Raw genomic sequence first — 24,983 nt, 5'->3', positions numbered from 1 at the left:
TCCTTTCCCACTAATTAGGCTTGGTAGTAACTACCGTTGTTGGCTGCAAGTTCACGCATGGTATCGGTAACTTGATATAAGCCACCAAGATGTGCGTATTTGTCTGCTAGGGCAACAAAGTTTGCTACGCCCATGGTGTCTAAATAACGGAATACACCGCCACGGAATGGAGGGAAACCAATACCGTAAACTAGACCCATATCGCCTTCAGCAGGTGATGCAATAATGCCTTCTTCTAAACAACGAACCGTTTCGATGATCATTGGGATCATGCAACGAGCGATGATGTCATCTGACTCGAATGCTTTTAATTCACCAAACGTTTCGCCTAATAATGCATAGCTTGTAGGATCAATGTCTTTCTTCGGCTTACCACGACGGTCAACAGAATAGGCATAGAACCCCTTAGTGTTTTTCTGACCTAGACGTTTGTTTTCAAACATAATATCGATAGCGTCTTTGCCATTTTTACCCATACGATCAGGGAAGCCTTCTGCCATAACTGCTTGGGCGTGATGACCAGTATCTAAACCGACAACGTCAAGTAAGTAAGCAGGACCCATTGGCCAACCAAACTGTTTTTCCATCACTTTATCGACAGCGGCGAAATCAGCGCCTTCGGCAAGAAGACCACTAAAGCCAGCAAAGTATGGGAACAATACGCGGTTAACGAAGAAACCTGGACAATCGTTAACAACAATCGGGGTTTTACCCATTTTGCTCGCGTAAGCAACAACTGTTGCGATGGTTTCTTCTGAGCTGTGCTCACCACGGATAATTTCAACTAATGGCATTTTGTGCACTGGGTTAAAGAAGTGCATACCGCAGAAACGTTCTGGTTTCTTCAGGCTTTTAGCCAGTAAGTTGATTGAGATAGTTGAGGTGTTTGACGCAATAATCGCATCTTCAGAGACGTATTGCTCAACTTCTGCAAGTACAGTCGCTTTTACTTTTGGATGTTCAACAACCGCTTCTACAACGATATCGCTATTTTTGATAGCGGCATAATCTAAAGAAGGGGTAATGTTGTTTAATACTTTAGCCATTTTCTCTGGCGTAGAGCGGCCGCGAGCAACTTGAGTAGTAAGGATTTTAGCCGCTTCGTTCAAGCCTAACTCTAATGCTGGCTGAGCGATGTCTTTCATGACAATTGGCGTGCCTTTGCTGGCGCTTTGGTAAGCAATACCGCCGCCCATAATACCTGCACCCAATACCGCAGCTTGGTTAACATCATGAGCTAACTTAGCAGCTTTCTTAGCTTTGCCTTTAACGAATTGGTCATTTAAGAAAATACCAATTAGTGCTTGAGCAACATCTGTTTTCGCTAATTTAATGAAAGCTTGTGCTTCCACTTTTAGCGCGCCGTCACGATCTAAACCAGCAGCCTGTTCGACAACATTCACAGCAGCCATTGGCGCTGGATAATGCTTGCCTGCAACTGAGAACACCATGCCTTTAGCCGTTGCAAAAGACATCATGGCTTCAAGTTTAGGTAGCTGAAGTGCTGATTGCTTTTTGGTGCGACGAGCTTGCCAATCAAGGCTACCATTAAGTGCATCATGCAACATTTGAATCGCTGCAGCTTCTAGGTTTTCGGGGGCTACAACGGCATCAATCGCGCCAACTTTCAAAGCATCTTCTGGGCGTTGGTCTTTGGCTGTGGTAATCCACTCAAGCGCATTATCTGCACCAATCACGCGCGGTAAACGCACAGTGCCACCAAAACCAGGAATAAGGCCTAATTTTGTTTCTGGTAAACCGATGCGAGCATTGGTATCGGCAACGCGTAAGTCGGTCGCTAAAATAGTTTCACAACCACCACCAAGAGCAAAACCGTTAACAGCAGAAGCTGTTGGAAACGGTAAATCTTCAAGTTTGTTGAATACCGCGTTAGCTTGTTCAACCCAAGCTAGCAAGGTTGCATCATCTTGTTGGAAAAGGGTTAAGAATTCGGTGATGTCAGCACCAACAATAAACGTGCTTTTTGCTGATGTCAGCAATAAAGCTTTAATATTGGTGTTTTGTTTGATGCTGTCTAGCGCTGCATCAAGGGAGGCTATGGTTTCTCTGTCAAATTTGTTTACCGAACCTTGTGCGTTAAAACACAGTTTGGCAATATTATCTTCAAGTAACTCAACCTGAATGGTAGGGCTTTGGTAAATCATTGCTTGCTTCCTTATTGCTTAAAAGCGACTTCCACATCTTATTTACTGTGCAGTTATCAAGCTTGAATCACAGCAGTTTCGGCCATCTATTGACCAGCTAATTCTCAGTGTGCGACTAAATGAGAAAAATTACAACACCCAATTTAAACGGCCGTTTAATTTTTTATCATCTAGCGAGGAGTTTTTATGTTTGTGATAGACTGATTGAGTTAAAACTTATGAAAAGGGATAGTCAATGGATCAGTTAGCTCATCTATACCATGCACACATCGACGAACTAAATCGTCGTGTCGCTGAAATTTGTCAGCGTGAAAATATCTCCGGTTTAGTCATTCATTCAGGGCAACCGCACCGACAGTTTTTAGATGACTTAAATTATCCCTTTAAAGTTAACCCGCAATTTAAAGCTTGGTTACCTATTTTAGATACCGCTAATTGTTGGGTTATCGCCAATGGCCAAGACAAGCCAACGCTAGTTTTTTATCGTCCGGTCGATTTTTGGCATAAGGTTAACGATGTACCGCAGGCTTTTTGGACTGAACATTTTGATATTCAGCTATTAACTAAGCCAGATCGTATCGCAGACTATCTACCTAAAAACCTCACAACATGGGCTTATATCGGTGAGCATTTAGACGTTGCTGATGTATTAGGTTTTAGTGCGCGTAATCCTGATGCGGTAATGAACTACTTACATTACCACCGTGCTGATAAAACTCAGTATGAACTTGAGTGCATGCGTCGAGCGAACCAAATTGCGGTAAAAGGGCATTTGGCTGCCAAAAATGCTTTTTATAATGGTGCCAGCGAGTTTGAGATCCAGCAATGCTATTTGCTTGAAATTGGCCAGAGTGAAAACGAAGTGCCCTATGGCAACATTGTCGCGTTAAATCAAAATGCGGCTATTTTACATTACACCGCTTTAGAGCATGCTAAGCCGGCTCAGCGGTTATCATTTTTGATTGATGCAGGTGCTAACTTCCATGGTTATGCTGCCGATATCACTCGAACATACGCATTTGAGAAAAATCGTTTTTGTGAATTAATTGCCGCCCTAGATAAAGTGCAATTAGCCATTATTGGGCAAATGAAGCCAGGAGTTAAATACGTCGATCTGCATGTTGCGACACATCATCATATAGGCCAGTTACTGATTGATTTTGGCATAGCTAATGGCACAGCTGAACAGTTAGTCGCCCAAGGTGTTACTAGTGCCTTTTTCCCACATGGGCTAGGGCATATGTTAGGGTTACAAGTTCATGATATGGGCGGATTTGCCCACGATGAACGTGGAACCCATATCGCGGCGCCAGAAGCGCATCCTTTTTTACGTTGCACTCGAGTATTGGCTGCAAATCAAGTGCTCACCATTGAGCCGGGCCTTTACATTATAGATACCTTGCTTGAGCAACTATCTACAACAGCCAAGCAAACCATTAATTGGCAAACCGTTGCTGAGCTGCGACCGTTCGGTGGTATCCGCATCGAAGATAACGTGATTGTGCATCATAACCGAGTTGAAAATATGACAAGAGAGTCTGGTTTAGTTGATTGAGTCATACCTAATACCACAAGCTAACCTAGTCATAGAAGAAGAGATAAAGCATAGCCGCTTTATCTCTTTGTTATTTCATTGCCCGCATGCTAATGATATGAAGTTAGTACTTACTGACATAAAGCAGCTATATCCAGGTGCCAACCACTATTGTTATGCATTCGTTGCTGGTAGCCCAGAAAATACCATTGATATGGGGGCTAGCGATGATGGCGAGCCGTCAGGTAGTGCAGGTAAGCCCATGTTAGCGTGTTTACAAGGCGCAAATATTGGTGAGCTTGGTGCTATTGTTGTGCGTTATTTTGGTGGTACTAAGTTAGGCGTTGGTGGTTTAGTACGAGCTTATACTTCGGGTATCAAGCAAGGGTTAACTCAAATACAAACTCAGGTTAAGCATTTGAGGTATCCGGCAAACTTAGTGTGTCATTATGCTCAACTAGCTGATATTGAATATTTAGTTGCTCAACACGACGGCGTAGTAATCGATAAAGTGTTTACTGACCGGGTTGAAATACGCCTTGAGTTGGCTAAATCACATCATCAGGCGTTTAACTTAGCGCTAGCTACTCTGACTCAGGGCCAGCTACAAGTAAAGTTTACAGTTTGAGCTATGACTAACTTATGCCAAAATGTCACTCAATTGTTAAATCCGACGCAGCACAACTAAACAGAATCCTTAATGCAATATAAAACAATTATTAGAATTACCGGTTTGCTGATGGGATTATTTTCAATCACTATGCTGCCGTCAGCATTAGTGGCTATCTTGTACAAAGATGGTGGTGGTACTGCTTTTATTCAGGCTTTTTTTGTCAGTATTTTTTTAGGGTTTTTATTATGGTATCCCAATCGTCATCAAAAAGCTGAGCTGCGAACCCGTGAAGGTTTTTTGATTGTGGTGTTGTTCTGGACCGTTTTGGGGTCGATAGGTGCACTGCCGTTTATTTTTGCTAATAACCCCGATTTAAGCTGGACCGACAGTTTTTTTGAATCGTTTTCAGCGTTAACTACCACGGGAGCCACCGTTATTGTTGGCTTAGATGACTTGCCTAAGTCAATATTGTTTTATCGTCATTTGCTGCAGTGGATGGGCGGTATGGGGATTATTGTATTAGCCGTCGCTATTCTACCTTTGCTGGGTATTGGTGGTATGCAGCTATATAAAGCAGAAGTACCGGGGCCAGTAAAAGACACTAAAGTGACACCGCGTATTGCTGAAACAGCTAAAGCATTGTGGTACATATACTTTATGCTTACCTCTGCTTGCGCATTGGCATATTACTTTGCGGGTATGGATGCTTTTGATGCTATTTGTCATTCGTTTTCGACCATTGCGATTGGTGGTTTTTCAACTCATGATGCCAGCATGGGCTACTTTCAAAGCCCGTTGATCAATGTGATTTGTGCAATATTCTTGCTGATTGCGGCGGTCAATTTTAGCTTACACTTCGCTGCATTCACTCGCCGTGGCATTAACGTTAAAGTGTATTTAAAAGATGCTGAGTTTAGGGTGATTATTGCGATTCAATTGGTGTTGACTGCGATTTGTTTTATCACTTTATATCAGTCTGGTATTTACGATACGCCAGAGAAAACCCTTGATTATGCCTTTTTTCAAGTGGTTTCTATTTCCACAACCGCCGGCTTTGGTACCGAAAGTTTTCATTCCTGGCCGTTGTTTTTGCCTATTTTATTAATATTTTCCAGCTTTATTGGTGGTTGTGCAGGCTCAACAGGTGGCGGCATAAAAGTGATTCGATTCATTCTACTTATTCTGCAAGGTTCACGTGAGCTTAAGCGCTTAGTGCATCCTAAAGCATTGTATTCAATAAAAATTGGTTCAACTGCATTGCCGGATAGAATTATTGATGCTGTGTGGGGATTCTTTTCTGCTTATGCATTAGTCTTTGTCGTCTGTATGGTGATTTTGATGGCTTTAGATATGGACGCCATTACTGCGTTCAGTGCAACCGCTGCAAGTATCAATAACTTGGGCCCAGGTTTAGGTGATGTTGCATCAAATTATGCGAGTATTTCAGACGGTGCAAAGTGGGTACTGGTCATGGCAATGCTATTCGGTCGATTAGAGGTGTTCACCTTATTGGTGCTATTCACTCCAACATTTTGGAAAAATTAATGTTAAACACGCTTATTTTATACTCAACGGTTGACGGGCAGACATTAGCCATTTGTCAGAAAATTCAACAAAGATTAACTGAGCAAGGTGAGCAAGTTAATCTCGTCAATCTGGCACAGGTGAGTGCAGATGCATTAGCTTGTGCTGATAAAGTGGTGATAGGTGCCAGTATTCGCTACGGTAAACATAGACCTGAGTTGTTCAAGTTTGCCTCACAAAACAAGGCGATACTTGATACCAAACTGAATAGTTTTTTTACCGTAAACGTAGTGGCAAGAAAACCTGAGAAAAATACCCCAGAGACCAATCCATATATGGTGAAGTTTCTCGATTTATCCGCTTGGCAGCCTCAGCTGCTAGGAGTGTTTGCCGGTAAAATTGATTATCCTCGTTATCGTTTCTTCGATAAATTTATGATTCGATTTATCATGTGGATGACCAAAGGGCCGACTGATACTAAGGGGACGTTCGAGTTTACTGATTGGGATAAAGTGGATGATTATGCTAAAAAGATAGCAGCGCAAAAATAATCTCATAGCATTAATAGCGTGTCTAATGATACGCGCTATTAACGCTCGATATGGTTTAAATACCTATGTTGTGTAAACTAGATAGTGGTTAAACCTCACAGTCTTTAAACGCAGTAGCGTCGATGCAGAATAGAAATAACCTCGGTAACTTGTTCATTCTTAAGTGTGTAATAAACGACTTGTGAACTCTTACGTGTGTTGACCAAATCTTGAGTTCGCAGTACCGCCAAATGCTGTGACAAGGCAGATTGGCTCAGCGGGACAGTTTCATTTAACTCTGTAACACTTAACTCATTTTCTAGCAGTAAACATAAAATCATTAAGCGGTAAGGATTCGCAATGGCTTTGAGCCATTGTGCTGCCGTTTCTGCATTATTAAGCATTGTTGCGACATCGATATCTTGCTTCATGAGAGTCCTTATATGACTTTTAATGACCAGCTAGTTTGGATACAGCCGTGTTTATTTAACATCATACTTCCGCATCATCGAGATCTCAATTTTAACTATTAAATATATGAGCTATTTCTAATTTGTGATCATTACAGAGGTTTTAAAAAGCTTTTCTTGCCAAACTGAGGCAAATTAATCAGTAATGAGAGCCGCAAAATGGCCAATATTTTAGTGTTGTATTATTCTCGAGGTGGCCACACCGCACACATTAGCCGTGCAATTGCAGAGCAAATTCAATCTAAAGGCGATCATTGTGATGTGGTGAATCTTAACGATAAGATCCCAATTGAGTGGTCTAAATATCAAGCTGTGGCCTTAGGTGCTTGTGTACTTTATGGCTCTTATCATAAATCGGTATTTGAGTTTGTACGTATAAATCAGCAACATTTATCGCAACTTCCCAATAGTTTTTTTTGCGTTAATGTGGTGGCTCGCAAACCTGAAAAACGTATCCCTGAGAACAATAAATACCTACAGAAGTTTTTAACTTTATCGCCGTGGAAACCACAAGATGTCAAAATTATTGCCGGTAAAGTCGATTACCCATCCTGGCCTTGGTATGACAGCTTGATGATCCGTCTTATTATGAAAATGACCGATGGACCTACAGATCCCAGTGCCATTATCGATTATACCGACTGGGAGGATGTGAAAGTCTATGCTGATCACATTCGCCATTTAGCGTCTGCTGCGGCAGTGGTTGCTTAAGGAATCTAAAAACGCCAAAATTTAGGGTGAAACAATACCGCAACAGTGAGTATTTCCAAGCGCCCTAATAACATACCTATTGCTAATGCCCATTTTGCGACATCTGGCAGTGGGGCAAAGTTACCTGCAGGGCCAATAATTGGCCCAAGGCCTGGCCCTACATTGGTCACAGCCGTTATCGCGCCAGTAAAGCTCGTCATCGGGTCTAAGCCTGTGAGCACTAAAGTAATTGACAGCATTAATATGACGATAACCATGAGCATAAAAAATGCCATGATTGAGCGGACAATATCGTCATTAATGCGATGGCCATTATATTTGTCTTTAAACACACCATTAGGGTGGAATTGTTGCTTAATTTGTTGACGCATAATGGAGAATGCGATTTGAAAACGAAATATTTTTATCCCACCAGATGTCGAGCCGGAACAACTGCCAATAAACATTAAAAATAAAAATACTACACTGGCCACAGCGCCCCATGATTGATAATCAGTTAAGCCATAACCTGTGGTGGTAATCACTGAAGTGACATTAAAACTGGCTAATCTTAATGCATCGATAAACGCTATATCTTGTTCTCGCCATAGCCAAAAAGCGAGTGAAAACGACACCAGTAATACAAAGCGTAAAAACCCTATGACTTGTTGGTCGTTCCATAAGCGTACACTGCGTTGCTGTATGGTTTGTACAAACATTAATAGCGGTAATCCACCCGCTAACATAAACACAATTCCTACCCAATGTGCTGAATGCGAAAAGGCTGCCATTGAGCTATCTGACGTTGAATATCCACCAGTTGATAATGTTGTCATGGCATGATTAATGGCATCAAACCAACTCATGCCAGCCATATGATAAGACACAGTACACAGCAGTGTTAGGACGACATAAATAAGAAACAAGTGTTTAGCCATATGCTGGGTGCGAGGAATGGTTTTGTCGCTCCAGTCAGATGACTCCGTTCTAAATAAGCGCATTCCCCCAACATTGAGAAACGGCAAAATTGCTACTGCCATAACAATAAACCCAATGCCACCTAACCATTGTAGTAATGAACGCCATACTAGAATGCTACGGTCCATGCTGTCTAAGCCCGACATGACTGTCGAGCCTGTAGTGGTAATGCCAGACATTGTCTCAAAGAACGCGTCGGTATAATTGATACCGTGATAAAGAGTGAAGGGCAGTGCGGCAAATAAACTCACTACAAACCAAGTAATACTCGTCAGCATGAACATGTCGCGGATATTGAGATTAAAATGATGGTTTCGACCATTTTGAATGCACAAAATAGCGATAAATCCGCTACATAAACCGGATATCATAAAGTCGCCAATAGTCTCTTCACCATAAAATAGTGCAAAAGCCATGGGGACGAACATAAATCCGGTTAGTATTGAGAGGAAAATACCGAGGATAAAAATGATTTGTTTGGCGTTAAACATAATAACTAAAAGAAAAAAGCACTAGGTTGGAATAGTTTTTCGACGTCACCAATGAACTTCTTATTTACTAAGAATAAGATGACATGGTCACCCTGCTCAATCACGGTTTTATCGTGGCCCATTAATACTTCATCATTACGGACGATTGCACCAATTGTGGTTCCCGGTGGTAATTTAATGTCGCCAATCTTTTTCCCCACCACTTTTGATGTGCTTGAGTCTCCATGGGCAATCGCTTCAATGGCTTCTGCTGCGCCACGGCGCAACGAATACACATTACAGATATCACCTTGACGAATATGAGTTAACAGCGCTGAAATTGTCGCTTGCTGGGGCGATATCGCAATATCAATATTCGCTTCTTGGACAATATCGACATAGGCTTCACGTTGGATTAGCACCATGACTTTTTTAGCGCCCATACGTTTAGCGAGTAAAGCCGACATAATATTGGCTTCGTCGTCATTGGTGACCGCAATAAATACATCAGTTTGATCGATATTTTCTTCTAGTAATAATTCTTGGTCAGAAGCATCACCACAAAACACTGTGGTTTTTTCGAGTTTTTCTGACAGCAACTCAGCACGCTCTTGACGGTGCTCAATCAATTTAACTGAATGAGTACGTTGTAGCTTTTGGGCCAGACCAAAACCAATATTACCGCCACCGGCAATCATGATATTGCGGTACGAATTATCCAGCTTTTGCATTTCACTCATCACGGCACGAATATGGCGACTATCGGCGACGAAAAAGACTTCATCATCGGCTTCAATAATCGTGGTGCCTCGCGGCATGATGGGACGGCCTTGCCTAAAAATAGCGGCAACCCGGGTATCAATATTGGGCATATGTTCGCGAAGTGTCGCAAGTGCATTACCCACCAGTGGACCACCATAATAGGCTTTAACAGCCACCAGACTGAGTTTTCCTTTTGCGAATTCAAGTACTTGAAGGGCGCCTGGATACTCGACCAATCTTTGTATGTAAGTAGTTACTAACTGCTCGGGGGCGATGAGTTGATCTATAATAAAACCGCCACGAGGCTTAGCGTCGCCACTCTTAATTTCGCTGTTAATAAACAGTTTATCTTGTAGTTCCAAATATGCTTCTGAGCGAATACGAGCAATCTTTGTGGGGGTACCAAATAGGCTATAAGCGATTTGGCAGGCTGCCATGTTGCATTCGTCACTGTTAGTCACCGCAATGAGCATGTCTGCGTCTTCTGCGCCTGCCTCTTTTAAAATATTAGGATGGGCGCCATGACCGACAACAACACGTAAATCAAATTTATCTTGCAACAGTCTGAGTCGAGCTCGATCACTGTCGACGAGTGTGATGTCGTTATTTTCACCGACCAAGTTCTCAGCGAGTGTGCCGCCAACTTGCCCAGCCCCTAAAATAATAATTTTCATGGCTTGAGGTACATCCTTAAATTGCTTTAACTAGGCGCGCGTAATAAAAGCCGTCCATATTGTCTTGTCCTGGCAAAATTTGCCAACCGATGTCATCGAGCTGAGTTTGTTGCTCTATCGGTATTAGACTCGCATCCGCTGTTCGTTCTAGGAATTGTTCAACTTGTTGGCTATTTTCCTGCGGTAAAATAGAGCAGGTTGCATACAACAATGTGCCACCAGGTTTAAGCCATTGCCAGCAATGATCTAATATCTGTTTTTGTAAATTCGCTAATTCTTCAATGTCGCTATTTTTTCGTAACCACTTTATGTCTGGGTGACGACGAATAACCCCAGTAGCAGAGCAAGGTGCATCAAGTAATATTCGATCAAATTGCTGTCCTTGCCACCACGATGGGATATCTGCGGCATCGCCGTGAATAAGTTGCGCTTTTAAATGCAACCTGTCCAGATTTTGTTGTACTCGAGCAAGGCGTTTTTGATCAAAGTCGACTGCAACTAAATTGATATTGGGAGCGAGCTCTAGCAAGTGGCAACTTTTGCCACCTGGTGCGGCGCAGGCATCTAAAACAAGTTCATCTGCTTTCGGTGCCAGTAAGGTTGCTGCCCATTGTGCGGCGCCATCTTGTACTGATGCGGCACCTTCCATAAAATCAGGTAGTGCAGCCACATCTTTTGCAGCATCAAGCAATATAGCATCTTGGCTTGGGCCTGCTTGAGCTGGAATATCGTATTGAGCTAATGCCGCTAAATAAGTGTCACGTGTTTGTAACTGCTGATTATTGCGCAGCCACATTGGTGGACGCTGGTGGCTCTGCTCAATAATATGTTGCCATTTGTCAGGATAAGCTTGTTGTAAGCGTTTAATAAACCAAGCCGGAGTGTTAAAGCGTAAGGTGTCTGAGTCAGTATTTAGTTCGGCGTCTTGACGCTGAATGGTTCGCAATACACCATTGACTACTTTTACTAAACCATCAAAACGAAGCTGTCTGCAGGCTTCTGCCGTTTCAGAAATCGCCGCATGTGCCGGTATACGAGTAAAGTAAAGCTGGTAACAACCGACAATCAACAATTGATGCAATATACGTTGTTTACCTTTAAAGGGCTTTGCCAAACAATCACTTACACATTTATCTAACTGGGGTAATTGGCGCATTACGCCATAACATAATTCTGCCAGTAAGGCTTTGTCTTTGCCATTGTCGAGGTGTTGTTGCTGATCGGGTAGTGCGACCGATAATGAGATACCTTTTTCAAGTACTTCATAAATCGTTTTGGCTGCTAATGCGCGCACATTCATGCTAGTTGGCCTCTTGGTTTATACATATACCAGCAGTAAACCAATCACCACGAGCATTGAGAATATCGGCCACATCAAGCGGCTTTTTGTTAGGCAGCTGCATAGTTTTAATGATTAACTTACCATCTGCCGTGGCAACCTCAATCCCTTGTTTAGTTGCCGCAATAATCGTTCCTGGAGATTCGGTGCATTTGTCATCAGAGTAATCTGCCTGCCACACTTTTATGCTACTTTGTTGATGATCAAAGTAGCTTACTGGCCAAGGATTAAATGCACGAATTTCTTGCCATAATTGCTTAGCACTTTTGTGCCAATCAAGACGCGCTTCTTCTTTTGACAACTTTTCAGCATAGTTAGCCAATGTTTCATCTTGTTTTTCTGCTTTTAGGCTACCTTCACTTAAACCAAACAGTGCCTGTACTAAGGCTTTTGGCCCTTGCTCGGCGAGTTTTTCATAAAGGCTGGCTGAGGTATCGGTATCTTCGATCGGTAAATGCGTTTTGAGCAGCATATCACCAGTGTCTAGGCCAATATCCATCTGCATAATGGTGACACCGGTTTGTGTATCACCAGCCCACAATGCCCGTTGGATTGGTGCCGCTCCGCGCCAGCGCGGTAAAATTGAACCGTGAACATTGATACAGCCTAAGCGCGGGGTATCAAGTACTATCTTTGGTAAAATCAATCCGTAAGCAACCACCACCATGATATCTGCGTTAAGGCTGGCTAATTCTGCTTGCGCCTCTTCATTTCGCAATGAGCTGGGTTGGAATACGGTGATTCCATTTTTTAACGCCAAATCTTTTACTGGGCTTGCTGTGAGTTTCTTACCTCGCCCAGCAGGTCTGTCGGGTTGGGTATAAGCTGCAATCACCTCATGTTCTGAGTCTATGAGTGCCTGTAAATGGCCAGCCGCGAAATCCGGAGTACCGGCAAAGATAATTTTTAACGGTTTCAAATTTATTCCTATGCTTCTCTAGCATCTAAACGAGCTTCTTTTTCAAGCTTAGTTTTAATGCGTTGGCGTTTCAATGGCGATAAATAATCGACAAATAACTTACCTTTTAAGTGATCCATTTCATGTTGAATACAAATAGCAAACAACTCATCAGCTTCAACGGTAAACTCTTTACCGTGACGATCTAGTGCTTTTAAGGTGACAAACTCGGCGCGATCAACTTTAGCGTAAATCCCCGGTACCGATAAGCAACCTTCTTCATTGGCCAAGTCACCGCTGCTCGCGACAATTTGTGGATTAATAAAAATAGTCGGTCGTTCAACATCATCTTGTAGATCCATCACAATCAGTTGCTGATGAAAATCCACTTGAGTTGCTGCCAGACCAATTCCTTTTTCTTGGTACATTGTTTCTAGCATGTTATCTATTTGTGTCTGTAGCTCTGGACCGAAATCCGTTACAGGCTGAGCAATAGTGCGTAAACGTTCATCTGGAAAGCGTAAAACATTAAGTAATGGCATATATAAACTCTTAACAAGTCTGTCAAATTTCAGCCAGTTAGCTATACTGGCTATTGCGATAAGGGTAATTTTAATCCTTACCGCCTTTCAATAACAGTAAAAAGCTCTAATAAAGAGCTAAACAACATGGACCGCACCATGAAACGCTTACTTTTACTTGCTTTTTTATCATTAAATATTTTTGTGGCCCACGCTGATACATTAACTTTAAAGGCGGGGCATCCTGACACGTATGTCGTTAAAAAAGGCGATACATTGTGGGATATCTCCGGATATTTTTTAAATGATCCTTGGCGTTGGCCTAAATTGTGGGGAGTTAATCCGCAAATTGCCAACCCACATCTTATTTATCCAGGCGATAGACTGACATTAGTCTTTATCGATGGTCAGCCTCGTTTAGTGGTTAAGCAACATGTTAAAAAAAGTCCTGAAGGCCGTGTAGAGTCTAAGGATGGCCCGATCCCGGCGGTTGATCTGGCATTAATTAAACCTTATTTGGTACAAAATAGAGTGGTAGATCCGACTTGGTTATCAGGATTACCAATTGTAATGAGCGGTGAAAGCCCATCAATTCATCATGTGGTGGATGATATTGTTTATGTTAACGCGCAGCTGGAGCAAGGCCTAAAGGTTGCAATGTACCAAACGGGTCGTGAGTTTTTTGCTGCTGATAGTGGTGAATTATTAGGCCAAGAAATTATTTTGGCTTCTAGCGGGCGGGTCATTGAGTCTGGCGCAGTTTCAAAAGTTAAATTACTCAGCAGTTTACGCGAGACTAAAGGTGGCTATCATGTTGCGCCAGTGGAAGATGAAGCGTTAATGTCGGCTTATTTCATTCCGAAGGCGGCGGACTTAAATGTTGCTACTTCAATTATCGGTACTATAGGTAACATTCGTGAAGCCGGTAAGTTAGATGTCGTTTACCTTGATCGTGGCGCCGATGATGGCGTTGAGACTGGGCATATTTTTTCAATGTATCGTGATGGCGAAAACATTATTATTGATAATGATGGCAATCCTGTTCGCCCCATTGACCGCTCTTCTTACGATAAATTATTGGCGAATTTCTCAGACGATATTGAGTATAAAATGCCGGATGTTTTTCATGGTAATTTGATGATTTTTAAAGTTTTTGATAAGACTAGCTTAGGCTTGATTATGTTTAATGATCGTCCTGTTCGCGTTGGCGATAAACTGATGAAACCTGACCCACTGACCATAAAAGGTGAATAATTTCAGATAAGTTGGTTGACTGGTTAGTTGTTTGTGCAGTATCTGGGCTAGGACCGGCTCGGGTTCAACAATTATTAACTCAAATGGACGTTGAAGAAATTCGCCAACGTCTTGAATTTGAACCACAGGCTTTGCCGCTACCAGCAAGCTTGTTGGCTAAATGCCATATTGACTTTAACAAGGTAGAACAAGCTTTAACCTGGCTTGATTCACAGCCTAATCACTATATTGTGACCCTCTCTGATCCGCTTTACCCTCCATTGCTTGCACAAATTAGCGATCCTCCACAGGTATTATTTGTTAAAGGGTCAATAGAATCGCTGGTATTACCTAGTGTCGCTATTGTTGGTAGTCGAAATGCCTCCCGGGGTGGATTAGATATGGCCGCAGATCTGGCTCGTCATTTAGCGAGCCAAGGGTTTGCCATTACCAGTGGTATGGCGACGGGTATTGATGGTGCAGCTCATAAAGCGACTTTAGCGGTTAATGGAACGACCATGGCTGTACTGGGTTGTGGGGTAGAGTGTATATACCCAAAGCGTCATCTAAATTTGTATCAAGACATTATCAATACTGGTTGTGTGATCAGTGAATATTGGCCTGATATAGGGCCCTTTGCGGGGAATTTTCCTCGGCGTAATCGTATTGTTAGTGGTTTAAGTTTGGGCACTGTTGTGGTGGAGGCTAGTCGTAAAAGTGGTTCGTTAATTAGTGCTCGGCTGGCAATGGAGCAAAATCGTGAAGTGTTTGCTGTACCAGGATCAGTATTAGGCGGCTATAGCCAAGGTTGTCATGATTTAATTAAAAATGGGGCAAAACTTGTCGAGTCTGCTGCCGATATAATAGAAGAATTAAGCTGTTTATCCGATTATCACCTTGAACAATTGCATCTACGGTACCATATACAGGATAATGCTATTTGTGATTTGCCATTTCATCCGCTGTTAGCTAGTGTAGGTTATGAAACAACTGCAGTCGATGCCGTGGTTGAGGATAGTGGAAAACCAATAGATCTGGTGTTAATACAAATGCTTGAACTTGAGTTACAAGGGTGGGTTGCAGCAGTGCCCGGTGGTTACGTCAGACTAAAGAGGAGTTAGCCATGTTCGATATCCTCATGTATTTATTTGAAAATTATGTTCATAGTGAAATTGAGCTATTAGTTGATGAAGATGAACTCACGAAAGAGTTAACCCGTGCAGGGTTTCATCAAGTTGATATTATAAAAGCACTTTCTTGGTTAGAGCATCTTGCCGATCTTCAAGAAAGTGATAAACCGTATTTATGTAATCACGCCCAACATTCATTCCGTATTTATACTAAAGCGGAAATGGACAAGTTAGATGTTGAGTGTCGTGGTTTTTTACTGTTTTTAGAGCAGATCCAAGTACTCAGTGTTGAAACTCGTGAAATGGTTATTGACCGTGTCATGGAGTTAGACGAACCCGCTTTAGTGTTAGAAGATCTCAAATGGGTGGTATTAATGGTACTATTTAATGTCCCTGGAAATGAGTCCGCCTACGAGCAAATGGAAGATTTAATCTTTGAGCAGCCAGAAGGGCGCTTACACTCATAACACAAAGGAGGCTTAGCCTCCTTTTTTAGATCTTCACAATATCATTCATTGAGAGCACGATGTCGAAAATTGATCAGCAGTTGTTTACTGCCCACGAGCATGCACTGGAGAAAGAGTTTGAACTTTGTCCTGTTTGTGGATCTGAACTGTCGGTTAAGCACAGTAAGCATGGCAGTTTTGTCGGCTGTAATAATTATCCCAGTTGCGATTATACTCGCCCATTAGTGCAACATGAGTCGTTAGAGACTCAAGTTATTAGTGGGTCGCAGTGTCCGCAGTGTGGTCATGAGCTTGCGGTTAAATCTGGTCGGTTTGGTATTTTTATCGGTTGCACTCACTACCCTGAATGTACTCATATTGAGAAGCACGATCATTCTCATCAAGCCGAAAAATTGACTTGTCCTCTGTGTGCTAAAGGTCACCTTGAATCTCGTACGAGTCGTTATGGTAAGACTTTTTTTGCTTGCAGTGCCTATCCAAAATGTAAGTTTATCGTAAACTATCCTCCCTACAATGAAGCTTGTCCTGATTGTGGCTTCGGGATTTTAGTTGAACGTAAAGGTGCTGCGGGTAGTCGAGTTGAATGTCCGCAAAAATCCTGTAAATATAAGCGAGCTTTATAGTTTTTCGCTTACACCATTAAAATGATGCGAGGAAATTCCATGTTGCAATTGCAGCCAGCTGCTGTCGTCTCCGTTATCAATCAAGGTGGAGTTATTGCTTATCCTACTGAAGCGGTATTTGGTTTAGGCTGTGATCCTGATAACGACAGTGCTATCGAAAAGTTATTGGCCGTAAAGCAACGTCCTTGGCAGAAAGGCTTAATCTTGGTCGCCAGTTCATTTGAGCAACTTCTACCTTATCTTGATTTGACTCAGCTAACGGAGCAGCAGTTGCAGTTTGCCCAATCAAAGTGGCCAGGGCCCTTCACTTTTGTGATGCCAATAAAACCGCATGTATCTAAATTACTCTGCGGTGAATTTGATTCGATAGCTGTGCGCATATCAGCACATCCTGTGGTGCGAGAGTTATGTAACACCCTTAATAAGCCCTTAGTATCGACAAGCGCCAATTTAGCCGGTGAGCCACCGGTCGTCGATGCACAAAATATCATCACAGATTTTAGTGATAAAATTGATGCATTGATTTTAGGTAAGCTGGGCGAACAGCGTCAGCCATCAACCATTATTGATGCCCGCAGTGGTAAAATTATTCGCAGTGGAAGCTAATACTATGTCAAACAACCGTTCTCAAGTACCCGACGTGCAAAAAGTAAAATCCTTTTTGTTAGCATTACAGCAAAATATTTGTCAGCGTTTAGAGCAACTCGATGGCAAAGCCAGCTTCAAAGCCGATTCATGGGAACGTGAAGAAGGTGGTGGCGGCACGAGCCGAGTATTAACTCAAGGCCAAGTATTTGAGCAAGCCGGCGTTAACTTTTCCCATGTGATGGGGGCGGCTATGCCCGCATCGGCCACGGCTCATCGTCCAGAGTTAGCTGGCCGCAGTTTTGAAGCTATGGGGGTGTCATTGGTTATTCACCCTAATAATCCTTATATACCGACGACTCATGCTAACGTGCGTTTTTTTATTGCCAGCAAAGAGGGCGCTGATCCTGTGTGGTGGTTTGGTGGTGGGTTTGATTTAACCCCTTACTATCCATTTAAAGAAGATGTGGTTAGTTGGCATCAAACGGCTAAAGATATTTGCGATCCATTTGGTGAAGATGTTTATCCAAAGTACAAAAAATGGTGTGATGAGTACTTCTTCTTACCGCATCGTAATGAAACCCGTGGTGTCGGTGGATTGTTTTTTGATGATCTTAACGAACCAGGTTTTGAGCGAAGCTTTGAGTTTATGCAAGCGGTAGGCAACGGCTTTATTGACGCTTATGCGCCGATAGTCGAACGCAACAAAGAGTTAGAATATGGCGATGACGAACGCCAGTTCCAGCTTTATCGCCGTGGTCGCTATGTTGAGTTTAACTTGGTCTATGATCGTGGCACCTTATTTGGTCTACAAACAGGCGGTCGGACTGAATCTATTTTAATGTCGATGCCGCCATTGGTGCGTTGGGAATATGCATTTACTCCTGAACAAGGTAGCCCAGAAGCAGAACTGTATGACATCTACCTAAAACCTCAAGATTGGTTAGTCCAAACTTAATACTTGCCATGTCGCACTAATGAGTCATCGGTTACGCATATTGTCTGCTAAAGTCGAAATAGCCTGAATAATCACTTGTTGATGTTCAGGCTTTTTTATTGCGTTGGTGATCGCAGCACGCATACAAATTAACCACTGATCACGCATCGATTCATCAATCGCGAAGGGCATGTGCCTTGCTCGCAATGCCGGGTGACCATGTTTTTGCTGATAAAGTTGCGGACCACCCAACCAACCACTTAAGAACTCATACAGTTTTTGTTCAGACGCTTGTATTGGCGAGCGATGCATCGCTAATAACGCTTGAGTTTCGTGACGTGTTTGCATTTGTTGATAAAAGTCATGGGCAATCGCACGGATCACCTTGTCGCCACCAATAAGGTCGTAGGCATTTGACTGTGTGGTATCTCTGTCATCAACGGTTTGCTGTTTAGTGAATAATTTACGTAACCAGTTCATATTGTCAGTTATTAGGGGTGTCGAAGTTATTATATCTAAATCATTACCATCGATGGATTATTTTTTTGTTAACGTTTTGATACCAATTATTTAACGATTAGGCTGTATTTCAGCTGTTAACTTGGTTAGATTGGGTGAAAAATAAAAAGGAGAGCCAAATGGCAAAAGTAATGCCTTCATTGGTTGCTGTAGCGCTATCAACTGTAATTGTAGGTTGTAGCCCAGCACAACAAGACCCTAAAATCACAATCAATACCAATCCGTATCCTAGTACTTATCAAATATTGCCTAATTCAACCACACTGCTTAAAAATGCCATTGTATTAACCGGTACTGGTGAGCGTATTGATGATGCTGATGTATTGATAAAAGACGGCAAAATTAGTGCTGTTGGTCAACAGCTATCCGCTGCAGGTGCCGTGGTAATCGATGCTAAGGGTAAGTGGATTACTCCAGGTATTATTGATGTCCATTCACATTTAGGCGTGTATCCAAGCCCGAATGCTGAGTCACACAATGATGGCAACGAAATGACCAACCCAGTAACCGCTGAGGTATGGGCAGAGCATAGTGTATGGCCACAAGACCCTGGGTTTAATCGTGCCCGAGAAGGTGGTATCACTACGCTACAAATTTTACCGGGTTCGGCTAACCTAATTGGGGGCCGTGGGGTGACACTCAAAAATGTTCCCGCGACAACCATGCAAGCGATGAAGTTTCCAGCCGCGCCTTATGGATTGAAAATGGCCTGTGGTGAAAATCCTAAATCTTTATATGGTAGCCGTAACGAATTACCTATGACTCGTATGGGTAATATGGCGGGGTACCGTACAGCGTTTATTCAAGCAACAGAATACAAACGTGCTTGGGATAAATATGATGCTGACTATGCCGCAGGTAAGAACCCTGTAGCACCAGAGCGCGACTTAATGAAAGACACTCTAAAAGGTGTGCTTGAAGGTGATATTTTAATTCACAACCATTGTTACAAAGCTGAAGAAATGGCAATGATGATCGACCTAGGTAAGGAGTTCGGTTATCACGCCGGTACATTCCATCATGCTGTAGAAGCTTATAAAATTGCCGATTTACTTGCTGAGAATGGTAATTGTGCTGCTATGTGGCCAGATTGGTGGGGCTTTAAACTCGAAGCATACGACATGGTGCTTGAAAATGTTGCTATGGTCGATGCGGTTAAAAACTCTTGTGCTGTCGTGCACTCAGACTCTGGCGTAACCATACAGCGTCTTAATCAAGAAACAGCAAAAATCATGCATAACGCAAATGCTAACGGCTTTAACTTAAAAGCTGAGCACGTGATTGGCTGGATTACTGCTAACGCAGCAAAATCATTGGGTATTAGCGATAAGACTGGTTCACTCGAAAAGGGTAAAAATGCAGATGTGGTTGTATGGAATACCAATCCGTTTAGCGTATACGCTCAAGCTGAACAGGTATTTATTGATGGTGCAAAAGTGTATGACCGCCAAGACCCTGCCTATCAGGCACAAAGTGACTTTATGTTAGGTCAGGAATAAGGAGCAAGACAATGACATTATTTAACAAATCTGCGCTTGCTTTGAGTTTATCAATGAGTCTTGCTTTAGTGACTAGCGCTGTTAAGGCTGAAACTATTGCCATTATTCATGCCACCATGCATACCGCCACCGAACAAGGTGTATTAAAAGATGCTTCGGTTGTGATTGAAGACGGTAAAATTGTGGCTATTAATCCTCTATTACCGACTGCTGACACCATTATCGATGCCAAGGGTGCAATTTTAACACCTGGTTTTATTGCTAGCATGAATGATTTGGGCTTAGTGGAAATTGGTGCGGTAGCATCTTCACGTGATGCTTACGAAAAAGAAGCCGATGTTGTTTTCGATCCTAGTTTAGCTTACAACCCCAAGGCATCTTCAGTGCCATTTGCTCGCAAAGGCGGGATAACTCGTAATGTAGTGTCATCAGGCGGTGGCGAAGGCATTTTTGCAGGACAAACATTTACCGTAGACTTAAGTGGTGATTGGGACAGTATACTGGCCGCTAACACCGGATTAGTTGTTGCATTAGGTGCTAAAGAAGAAGGCTCTCGTGCAGCAGGAATGCAGCAATTGATCCATAAACTTGAAGATGCTAAAAAAGCGCAAGTCAAAAAGAGTAAAACGAAAAAAACAGCTGAAGATGATAGCGAAGTGCCAAGTCGTGAAGATGAGATTATTCACGCAGTACTCGCGGGTGAAAAACCATTAATTATCGACGTCGACCGTGCCAGCGATATTTTGCATTTAATTAAACTTAAACAAGACTTAGGCATAGATCTTATCCTGGTCAATGCTGCAGATGCTGTATTAATGGCTGATAAGCTAGCGCAAGCAAACATACCTGTGGTTATTGATAGCATGCGTAACTTACCAGAAAGTTTCGATGCATTGCATAATTCACTCGAGAATGCAGGTAAACTATCAAACGCGGGTGTCAAAGTAGCCATTGCATTACCTGGTGATAGTCATGGTATTTACGCACTACGTTTTAGTGCTGGTAATGCGGTTGCTAACGGGATGAATTATGATGATGCCCTTGCTGCTGTGACGGCAAATGTGGCTGATATTTTTCATTTAGACTCTGGGCGGATTGCGGTCGGCAAGTCTGCAGATTTAGTGTTATGGAGCGGCGATCCGTTCGAGTTTAGCAGTAAGGTGCAAAAGATGTGGATTGCAGGAGAGGAGCAAAGCACAGACAGTCGTCAAGACAAGCTTCGTGACCGCTATTTGCATAAAACGGCAATGCCTGAAGCCTATAGCCGATAACATCTCACGATTTACGTGGGACGTTTCCCTAAATCGTTAATGAAGAGAAAAAGCGAATGACAGATAAGTATGCTGTATTTGGTAACCCAATAGCCCAAAGTAAGTCACCATTTATACATACTGAGTTTGCCAAGCAAACTCAGCAAGACTTAAGCTATGAAGCTATTCTCGCACCGGTCGATCAATTTGACTCTTGGTTAACGGCATTCTTTGCCGATGGTGGAAAAGGTGCCAATGTTACTGCGCCTTTTAAAGAGCAGGCGTTTGCCATGTGCGACGAGCTCAGTGAGATGGCTAAACTCGCGGGCGCAGTCAATACCTTGTTTAATTTGCCCGATGGCAGAATTGGTGGTGATAATACTGACGGCATTGGTTTGGTTAATGACCTCGAAATGCTGTTTGGCTCCTTAAAAGGTAAACGAGTGTTACTGGTGGGTGCTGGTGGCGCGGCAAGAGGCTGCATTTTACCTATTTTACAGCACAATGTGGCTCAGCTCGTTATTTGTAACCGGACCCACGAAAAAGCAGTGCAGCTTCAAAGTTTATTTAATGAATACGGTAATTTTTTTGCTAAACCCATCGATGACCTCAAATCTCCATTTGATTTAGTGATTAATTCAACTTCAGCCGGTTTATCGGGGCAGTTAATTGCTCTTCCGAGTGTTATTGTTGATGAAACCACTGATTGTTATGACATGACTTATAGCCGCCAAACCACTGTATTTAACCAGTGGGCTCAAGATCTACATGCCCACAAAACGGCTGATGGTTTAGGTATGTTAGTCGGCCAAGCTGCAAAGAGTTTTAGCCTATGGCGTGGTGTCGTTCCAGAAACCGCTTCAGTTATGCGACAACTACGAGAATCAATGATGCAAAAGGTAGCGGATTAATGAATCAAAGCGTAATTTTTTCCGATCAGCTGTTTATTGAAACGAATCAAGTAAGGTTCATTGCGCAGCTGCAGGGCATGAATATTAACTGTTTTGCTAGCTTCGGTATTATCAGCAAGCTCTGTGATCATCAAGACGTAAGTCAACATAATGCCGCCGGTTTATTTGAGCAATGCCGTTTTGATTTAGAAGACAAAGCGGAAAGTCTTATTGAACAAGAAGCTTTTAACGACAGCGGTGAGATTATAGTGGTGTGTTGATGTGCCTAATGAGTATGATTTATCTTGTTAGTTGCGCAATCTTCCGCAGCCGGCCTTTTTTTGAGACCTTTCTGGATGTACATATTGTTATCCGCTTGCTTAAAGGCGCTTGCCCAATCTTGAACATATTGCGCAATCCCGAAACTAAAGTGAATTCCCGGCGATAAAGCCGCTAAGTCTTGTTGCAGTTGGCTGATTTGTTTTTCGATGGTTTCTATAGGGCCACGGCATAATGCAACAAATTCATCGCCACCATAACGAGCAAGCAAAAATTCAGAGTGCCATAGCTTTTTTAATGATTGCGCAAAGGCTTTTAATGCATTGTCACCCGCCTGATGTCCATGTTGGTCATTTAGCGGCTTTAAATTATCCATATCTAAAATAATAATGTAGCTGGCTAAGTCTGGCTCATGTTGCCATTGTAAAATCGCGCTATCAAATTTCTTCCGGTTATATAGCTCAGTTAGTCCATCATAATCTGCCATGATTTCGATTTTTTTAGACTTCTGATACAGTGAAATTGCGTTAGCTGCTTCTGATGTAAGAATATTAACCAGATTTATATCATAATCACCAAAGGCTTCCATCTTGCTACTGTCTAAATTCATCATTCCATAAAGTTTACCGTCAATGCGTATAGGGCTCGATAAGGTTGAGCAAATCGGCTTTGTTGAAGCATGTAAGAGTGCATGTTGATCATCGCTAGTGAGAGTACTTTTAGCATTAATGTTTTTCATATTGTTAATCACAACGGCTTTATCACAGCGCCCATTCGTGCTTCGAAATTGAAAGGTTTCCTCTAAAGTAAAATTTATTTTTCGCAAAGCCTCTAAATCTAAACCCACAACCGATTCAAATTGTAATCTACTGGTGTTCTTATCAACCAAAATCATACTGCCCATTTCGGCATCATCTATAGCAATAACCGCTTTTTGTAGTAGGGCGTCTAAGAAGGCATTTTCAGAATTGTATTGGCTCGATAAATTAACTAACTCATAAGTAGTGTCGTTAATATGGATAACTTGCTCTAAATGCTGCCAAAGCCGCAAAATATTCTGTTTATGAATGTGATAAGCGATGCCATAACTCAGTGTGTAAACACCACAAACAAGGAATAGAGATAGATAAAAGAACGAATTATTAGGTATGGCGAATGTGAAGATAATAATAAATAGCGATAAAGGTACTGCAAGCAACAGTAGGTGACTGGTAAAATCGACATAGGCGATGTGTTTATTATTAATCAGACCTCTGGTATTCACTTCAAACATCCTGGGTTATAAATAGCTAAAACGACTTAACGATTAAACATCGTGTCGGTTTTATATCAAGTTAAGTCGTCGCCTCTACTAATTTAACCCTAGTGATCAGCATTCGTACGATAATGGCAGTATAAATCATACTGTATGTGTTAATAACTCTCTATCTTGTTCATCACTATAGTGGCTAAGCCAATAATATAAATGTGTTGAATAACTCATTTAGACAAAACTTAAAACGATATAGACCAACTTCATACAGATCTATATCGCTTACATGGGTTTCTCTATTGCTGTAAATCCACTAAGTATTCATTTTTTAAACGAACATAGTTATCTGCAGATATTGGCAAGAAGGCACGTTCTGCGTCAGTTAAAGGACGAACTTGTTTACAAGGACTGCCAACATACAAATAACCACTCTGCAAAACTTTATTGGGTGGTACTAATGAACCCGCTCCAACAATCACGTCATCTTCTACTATGGCCCCATCAAGTAAGATCGCACCCATTCCTATTAATACACGATGACCAATCTTGCAGCCATGCAACATTGCCTTATGACCAATAGTCACATCGTCACCGATAATCAAGGGATTTCCTTCAGGGTTAGAAGGCGATTTACGCGTGACATGCAATATACTGCCATCTTGAACATTACTGCGTTTACCAATGCGGATTTTATTCACATCACCACGGGCGGCAACTAATGGCCAAACACTTGCGTCATGGTCTAGTTTTATATCGCCCACAAGTACCGCAGACTCATCAACATAGACGTTATCAGCCAAATTGGGGTGAATTCCTTGGTAAGTTCTTACATTAGTAGACATAACAATCCTTATATATTCATGGTTTATGACAGTATAATGCTTAAAAACTAGCTGGTCAGGCTAAATTATCCGCAAACAAGCCAAAAATAACAAATAACCTCAAAAAAGGCCTTGCACAAAATCTTGTGGTGCCTATAATGCGCATCCACTGACACGGCAGACAGCGAAAGCGGTTGCCGAGTTAGGTTGAATTAAGTGCTTCAAAACACTGGATTCAAGGCGAAAAGAAAGTTTGAAAAAACACTTGACGCCGACACGGGAAAGCGTAGAATACGCACCCCAAGCCAACGACCTAGCGTCTTACGGCGA

General features: G+C 42.3%; 25 protein-coding genes. 15 read left to right on the top strand and 10 right to left on the bottom strand.

Features of this window, described 5'->3' with window-relative positions:
* Positions 1 to 14: 14 nt before the first annotated feature.
* Positions 15 to 2,165: a fatty acid oxidation complex subunit alpha FadB gene (fadB, locus tag H5123_RS17755; protein ID WP_182698823.1), complete on the bottom strand. Its 2,151-nt coding sequence runs from the start codon at positions 2,163 to 2,165 to the stop codon at positions 15 to 17.
* A gap of 235 nt (positions 2,166 to 2,400) precedes the next feature.
* Here fadB and pepQ point away from each other — a divergent pair, with 235 nt between their 5' ends.
* The 4 genes from pepQ to hemG (H5123_RS17735) all read left to right on the top strand — a co-directional run bounded on the left by pepQ (position 2,401) and on the right by hemG (H5123_RS17735) (position 6,387).
* Complete coding sequence (gene pepQ / locus H5123_RS17750; RefSeq protein ID WP_182698822.1) at positions 2,401 to 3,720, top strand: Xaa-Pro dipeptidase; 1,320 nt, start codon at positions 2,401 to 2,403, stop codon at positions 3,718 to 3,720.
* A complete protein-coding gene (locus H5123_RS17745; protein WP_182698821.1) occupies positions 3,713 to 4,327 on the top strand; it encodes a YigZ family protein in 615 nt (204 codons plus the stop codon). Before pepQ ends, H5123_RS17745 begins: the two co-directional genes overlap by 8 nt.
* A 72-nt stretch (positions 4,328 to 4,399) precedes the next feature.
* A complete protein-coding gene (locus H5123_RS17740) occupies positions 4,400 to 5,857 on the top strand; it encodes a TrkH family potassium uptake protein (RefSeq protein WP_124016556.1) in 1,458 nt (485 codons plus the stop codon).
* Positions 5,857 to 6,387 carry a menaquinone-dependent protoporphyrinogen IX dehydrogenase gene (gene hemG, locus H5123_RS17735; protein WP_182698820.1) on the top strand — a complete coding sequence of 177 codons (531 nt, stop codon included), beginning with the start codon at positions 5,857 to 5,859 and terminating at the stop codon, positions 6,385 to 6,387. Before H5123_RS17740 ends, hemG (H5123_RS17735) begins: the two co-directional genes overlap by 1 nt.
* A 104-nt stretch (positions 6,388 to 6,491) precedes the next feature.
* Here the strand turns inward: hemG (H5123_RS17735) and H5123_RS17730 are convergent, their stop codons facing one another.
* Positions 6,492 to 6,797: a metalloregulator ArsR/SmtB family transcription factor gene (locus H5123_RS17730; RefSeq protein ID WP_124016554.1), complete on the bottom strand. Its 306-nt coding sequence runs from the start codon at positions 6,795 to 6,797 to the stop codon at positions 6,492 to 6,494.
* A gap of 198 nt (positions 6,798 to 6,995) precedes the next feature.
* Between H5123_RS17730 and hemG (H5123_RS17725) the strand changes: the two genes are divergently transcribed.
* Positions 6,996 to 7,547, top strand: coding sequence for a menaquinone-dependent protoporphyrinogen IX dehydrogenase (hemG, locus tag H5123_RS17725; protein ID WP_124016553.1), 552 nt, complete (start codon positions 6,996 to 6,998; stop codon positions 7,545 to 7,547).
* 5 nt (positions 7,548 to 7,552) lie between these two features.
* Here hemG (H5123_RS17725) and H5123_RS17720 read toward each other — a convergent pair whose 3' ends face one another.
* Genes H5123_RS17720 through def form a run of 5 tightly spaced genes read right to left on the bottom strand, consistent with a single transcriptional unit; the run spans position 7,553 to position 13,189 of the window.
* A complete protein-coding gene (locus H5123_RS17720; RefSeq protein WP_182698819.1) occupies positions 7,553 to 8,995 on the bottom strand; it encodes a TrkH family potassium uptake protein in 1,443 nt (480 codons plus the stop codon).
* A 5-nt stretch (positions 8,996 to 9,000) separates the two neighbouring features.
* Complete coding sequence (trkA, locus tag H5123_RS17715; protein ID WP_124016551.1) at positions 9,001 to 10,410, bottom strand: Trk system potassium transporter TrkA; 1,410 nt, start codon at positions 10,408 to 10,410, stop codon at positions 9,001 to 9,003.
* 16 nt (positions 10,411 to 10,426) lie between these two features.
* Positions 10,427 to 11,710 carry a 16S rRNA (cytosine(967)-C(5))-methyltransferase RsmB gene (gene rsmB, locus H5123_RS17710; protein ID WP_124016550.1) on the bottom strand — a complete coding sequence of 428 codons (1,284 nt, stop codon included), beginning with the start codon at positions 11,708 to 11,710 and terminating at the stop codon, positions 10,427 to 10,429.
* Position 11,711: 1 nt separating this feature from the next.
* Entirely contained in the window at positions 11,712 to 12,668 is a 957-nt protein-coding gene (gene fmt, locus H5123_RS17705; RefSeq protein ID WP_182698818.1) for a methionyl-tRNA formyltransferase, read from the bottom strand.
* A gap of 8 nt (positions 12,669 to 12,676) precedes the next feature.
* Positions 12,677 to 13,189 carry a peptide deformylase gene (gene def, locus H5123_RS17700; RefSeq protein ID WP_220487684.1) on the bottom strand — a complete coding sequence of 171 codons (513 nt, stop codon included), beginning with the start codon at positions 13,187 to 13,189 and terminating at the stop codon, positions 12,677 to 12,679.
* Between the two features lie 126 nt (positions 13,190 to 13,315).
* Between def and H5123_RS17695 the strand changes: the two genes are divergently transcribed.
* The 6 genes from H5123_RS17695 (at position 13,316) to hemF (ending at position 18,164) form a co-directional block, all read left to right on the top strand.
* Positions 13,316 to 14,422 (top strand): LysM peptidoglycan-binding domain-containing protein, encoded by a 1,107-nt coding sequence (locus H5123_RS17695; RefSeq protein WP_182698817.1) that lies wholly within the window; start codon positions 13,316 to 13,318, stop codon positions 14,420 to 14,422.
* An 83-nt stretch (positions 14,423 to 14,505) separates the two neighbouring features.
* The gene (gene dprA / locus H5123_RS17690) at positions 14,506 to 15,522 is read left to right on the top strand and encodes a DNA-processing protein DprA (protein ID WP_182698845.1); all 1,017 of its coding nucleotides are present in this window, start codon (positions 14,506 to 14,508) and stop codon (positions 15,520 to 15,522) included.
* Positions 15,523 to 15,524: 2 nt separating this feature from the next.
* A complete protein-coding gene (locus H5123_RS17685) occupies positions 15,525 to 15,998 on the top strand; it encodes a DUF494 family protein (RefSeq protein ID WP_182698816.1) in 474 nt (157 codons plus the stop codon).
* Between the two features lie 59 nt (positions 15,999 to 16,057).
* Positions 16,058 to 16,621 (top strand): type I DNA topoisomerase, encoded by a 564-nt coding sequence (locus H5123_RS17680; RefSeq protein WP_182698815.1) that lies wholly within the window; start codon positions 16,058 to 16,060, stop codon positions 16,619 to 16,621.
* Positions 16,622 to 16,660: 39 nt separating this feature from the next.
* Positions 16,661 to 17,227 carry an L-threonylcarbamoyladenylate synthase gene (locus tag H5123_RS17675; protein ID WP_124016544.1) on the top strand — a complete coding sequence of 189 codons (567 nt, stop codon included), beginning with the start codon at positions 16,661 to 16,663 and terminating at the stop codon, positions 17,225 to 17,227.
* A 4-nt stretch (positions 17,228 to 17,231) separates the two neighbouring features.
* Positions 17,232 to 18,164, top strand: coding sequence for an oxygen-dependent coproporphyrinogen oxidase (gene hemF / locus H5123_RS17670; protein ID WP_182698814.1), 933 nt, complete (start codon positions 17,232 to 17,234; stop codon positions 18,162 to 18,164).
* A gap of 24 nt (positions 18,165 to 18,188) precedes the next feature.
* Here the strand turns inward: hemF and H5123_RS17665 are convergent, their stop codons facing one another.
* The gene (locus H5123_RS17665) at positions 18,189 to 18,623 is read right to left on the bottom strand and encodes a group II truncated hemoglobin (RefSeq protein ID WP_182698813.1); all 435 of its coding nucleotides are present in this window, start codon (positions 18,621 to 18,623) and stop codon (positions 18,189 to 18,191) included.
* A gap of 158 nt (positions 18,624 to 18,781) precedes the next feature.
* Between H5123_RS17665 and H5123_RS17660 the strand changes: the two genes are divergently transcribed.
* From H5123_RS17660 to H5123_RS17645, 4 genes are read left to right on the top strand one after another with little or no spacing between them, the layout of a single operon-like run.
* Positions 18,782 to 20,161 carry an amidohydrolase gene (locus H5123_RS17660; RefSeq protein ID WP_182698812.1) on the top strand — a complete coding sequence of 460 codons (1,380 nt, stop codon included), beginning with the start codon at positions 18,782 to 18,784 and terminating at the stop codon, positions 20,159 to 20,161.
* 11 nt (positions 20,162 to 20,172) lie between these two features.
* A complete protein-coding gene (locus H5123_RS17655; RefSeq protein ID WP_182698811.1) occupies positions 20,173 to 21,432 on the top strand; it encodes an amidohydrolase family protein in 1,260 nt (419 codons plus the stop codon).
* Between the two features lie 56 nt (positions 21,433 to 21,488).
* Positions 21,489 to 22,322: a shikimate dehydrogenase gene (aroE, locus tag H5123_RS17650; protein ID WP_182698810.1), complete on the top strand. Its 834-nt coding sequence runs from the start codon at positions 21,489 to 21,491 to the stop codon at positions 22,320 to 22,322.
* A complete protein-coding gene (locus H5123_RS17645) occupies positions 22,322 to 22,582 on the top strand; it encodes a DUF1488 domain-containing protein (protein ID WP_182698809.1) in 261 nt (86 codons plus the stop codon). Before aroE ends, H5123_RS17645 begins: the two co-directional genes overlap by 1 nt.
* Before the next feature lie 5 nt (positions 22,583 to 22,587).
* On the opposite strand, the gene H5123_RS17640 is transcribed toward H5123_RS17645, so the two are convergent.
* Entirely contained in the window at positions 22,588 to 23,844 is a 1,257-nt protein-coding gene (locus H5123_RS17640; RefSeq protein ID WP_310736148.1) for a sensor domain-containing diguanylate cyclase, read from the bottom strand.
* Positions 23,845 to 24,128: 284 nt separating this feature from the next.
* On the bottom strand, positions 24,129 to 24,674 hold the full coding sequence (locus H5123_RS17635; protein WP_124016537.1) for a gamma carbonic anhydrase family protein: 546 nt from the start codon (positions 24,672 to 24,674) through the stop codon (positions 24,129 to 24,131).
* Between the last annotated feature and the right edge of the window lie 309 nt (positions 24,675 to 24,983).

Source organism: Shewanella sp. SR43-4, assembly GCF_014163845.1.
Classification (GTDB): Bacteria; Pseudomonadota; Gammaproteobacteria; order Enterobacterales; family Shewanellaceae; genus Shewanella; species Shewanella vesiculosa.
Note: the sequence above shows the minus strand (reverse complement) of the source record. Positions and strands in the feature narration are given on the sequence as shown.

Excerpts from the sequence above, each read along its gene's own strand:
- fadB (WP_182698823.1), bottom strand. The coding sequence starts at position 2,165 with ATGATTTACCAAAGCCCTACCATTCAGGTTGAGTTACTTGAAGATAAT.
- pepQ (WP_182698822.1), top strand. The coding sequence starts at position 2,401 with ATGGATCAGTTAGCTCATCTATACCATGCACACATCGACGAACTAAAT.
- H5123_RS17740 (WP_124016556.1), top strand. The coding sequence starts at position 4,400 with ATGCAATATAAAACAATTATTAGAATTACCGGTTTGCTGATGGGATTA.
- hemG (WP_182698820.1), top strand. The coding sequence starts at position 5,857 with ATGTTAAACACGCTTATTTTATACTCAACGGTTGACGGGCAGACATTA.
- H5123_RS17730 (WP_124016554.1), bottom strand. The coding sequence starts at position 6,797 with ATGAAGCAAGATATCGATGTCGCAACAATGCTTAATAATGCAGAAACG.
- hemG (WP_124016553.1), top strand. The coding sequence starts at position 6,996 with ATGGCCAATATTTTAGTGTTGTATTATTCTCGAGGTGGCCACACCGCA.
- H5123_RS17720 (WP_182698819.1), bottom strand. The coding sequence starts at position 8,995 with ATGTTTAACGCCAAACAAATCATTTTTATCCTCGGTATTTTCCTCTCA.
- trkA (WP_124016551.1), bottom strand. The coding sequence starts at position 10,410 with ATGAAAATTATTATTTTAGGGGCTGGGCAAGTTGGCGGCACACTCGCT.
- rsmB (WP_124016550.1), bottom strand. The coding sequence starts at position 11,710 with ATGAATGTGCGCGCATTAGCAGCCAAAACGATTTATGAAGTACTTGAA.
- def (WP_220487684.1), bottom strand. The coding sequence starts at position 13,189 with ATGCCATTACTTAATGTTTTACGCTTTCCAGATGAACGTTTACGCACT.
- H5123_RS17695 (WP_182698817.1), top strand. The coding sequence starts at position 13,316 with ATGGACCGCACCATGAAACGCTTACTTTTACTTGCTTTTTTATCATTA.
- dprA (WP_182698845.1), top strand. The coding sequence starts at position 14,506 with ATGGACGTTGAAGAAATTCGCCAACGTCTTGAATTTGAACCACAGGCT.
- H5123_RS17685 (WP_182698816.1), top strand. The coding sequence starts at position 15,525 with ATGTTCGATATCCTCATGTATTTATTTGAAAATTATGTTCATAGTGAA.
- H5123_RS17680 (WP_182698815.1), top strand. The coding sequence starts at position 16,058 with ATGTCGAAAATTGATCAGCAGTTGTTTACTGCCCACGAGCATGCACTG.
- H5123_RS17675 (WP_124016544.1), top strand. The coding sequence starts at position 16,661 with ATGTTGCAATTGCAGCCAGCTGCTGTCGTCTCCGTTATCAATCAAGGT.
- hemF (WP_182698814.1), top strand. The coding sequence starts at position 17,232 with ATGTCAAACAACCGTTCTCAAGTACCCGACGTGCAAAAAGTAAAATCC.
- H5123_RS17665 (WP_182698813.1), bottom strand. The coding sequence starts at position 18,623 with ATGAACTGGTTACGTAAATTATTCACTAAACAGCAAACCGTTGATGAC.
- H5123_RS17660 (WP_182698812.1), top strand. The coding sequence starts at position 18,782 with ATGGCAAAAGTAATGCCTTCATTGGTTGCTGTAGCGCTATCAACTGTA.
- H5123_RS17655 (WP_182698811.1), top strand. The coding sequence starts at position 20,173 with ATGACATTATTTAACAAATCTGCGCTTGCTTTGAGTTTATCAATGAGT.
- aroE (WP_182698810.1), top strand. The coding sequence starts at position 21,489 with ATGACAGATAAGTATGCTGTATTTGGTAACCCAATAGCCCAAAGTAAG.
- H5123_RS17645 (WP_182698809.1), top strand. The coding sequence starts at position 22,322 with ATGAATCAAAGCGTAATTTTTTCCGATCAGCTGTTTATTGAAACGAAT.
- H5123_RS17635 (WP_124016537.1), bottom strand. The coding sequence starts at position 24,674 with ATGTCTACTAATGTAAGAACTTACCAAGGAATTCACCCCAATTTGGCT.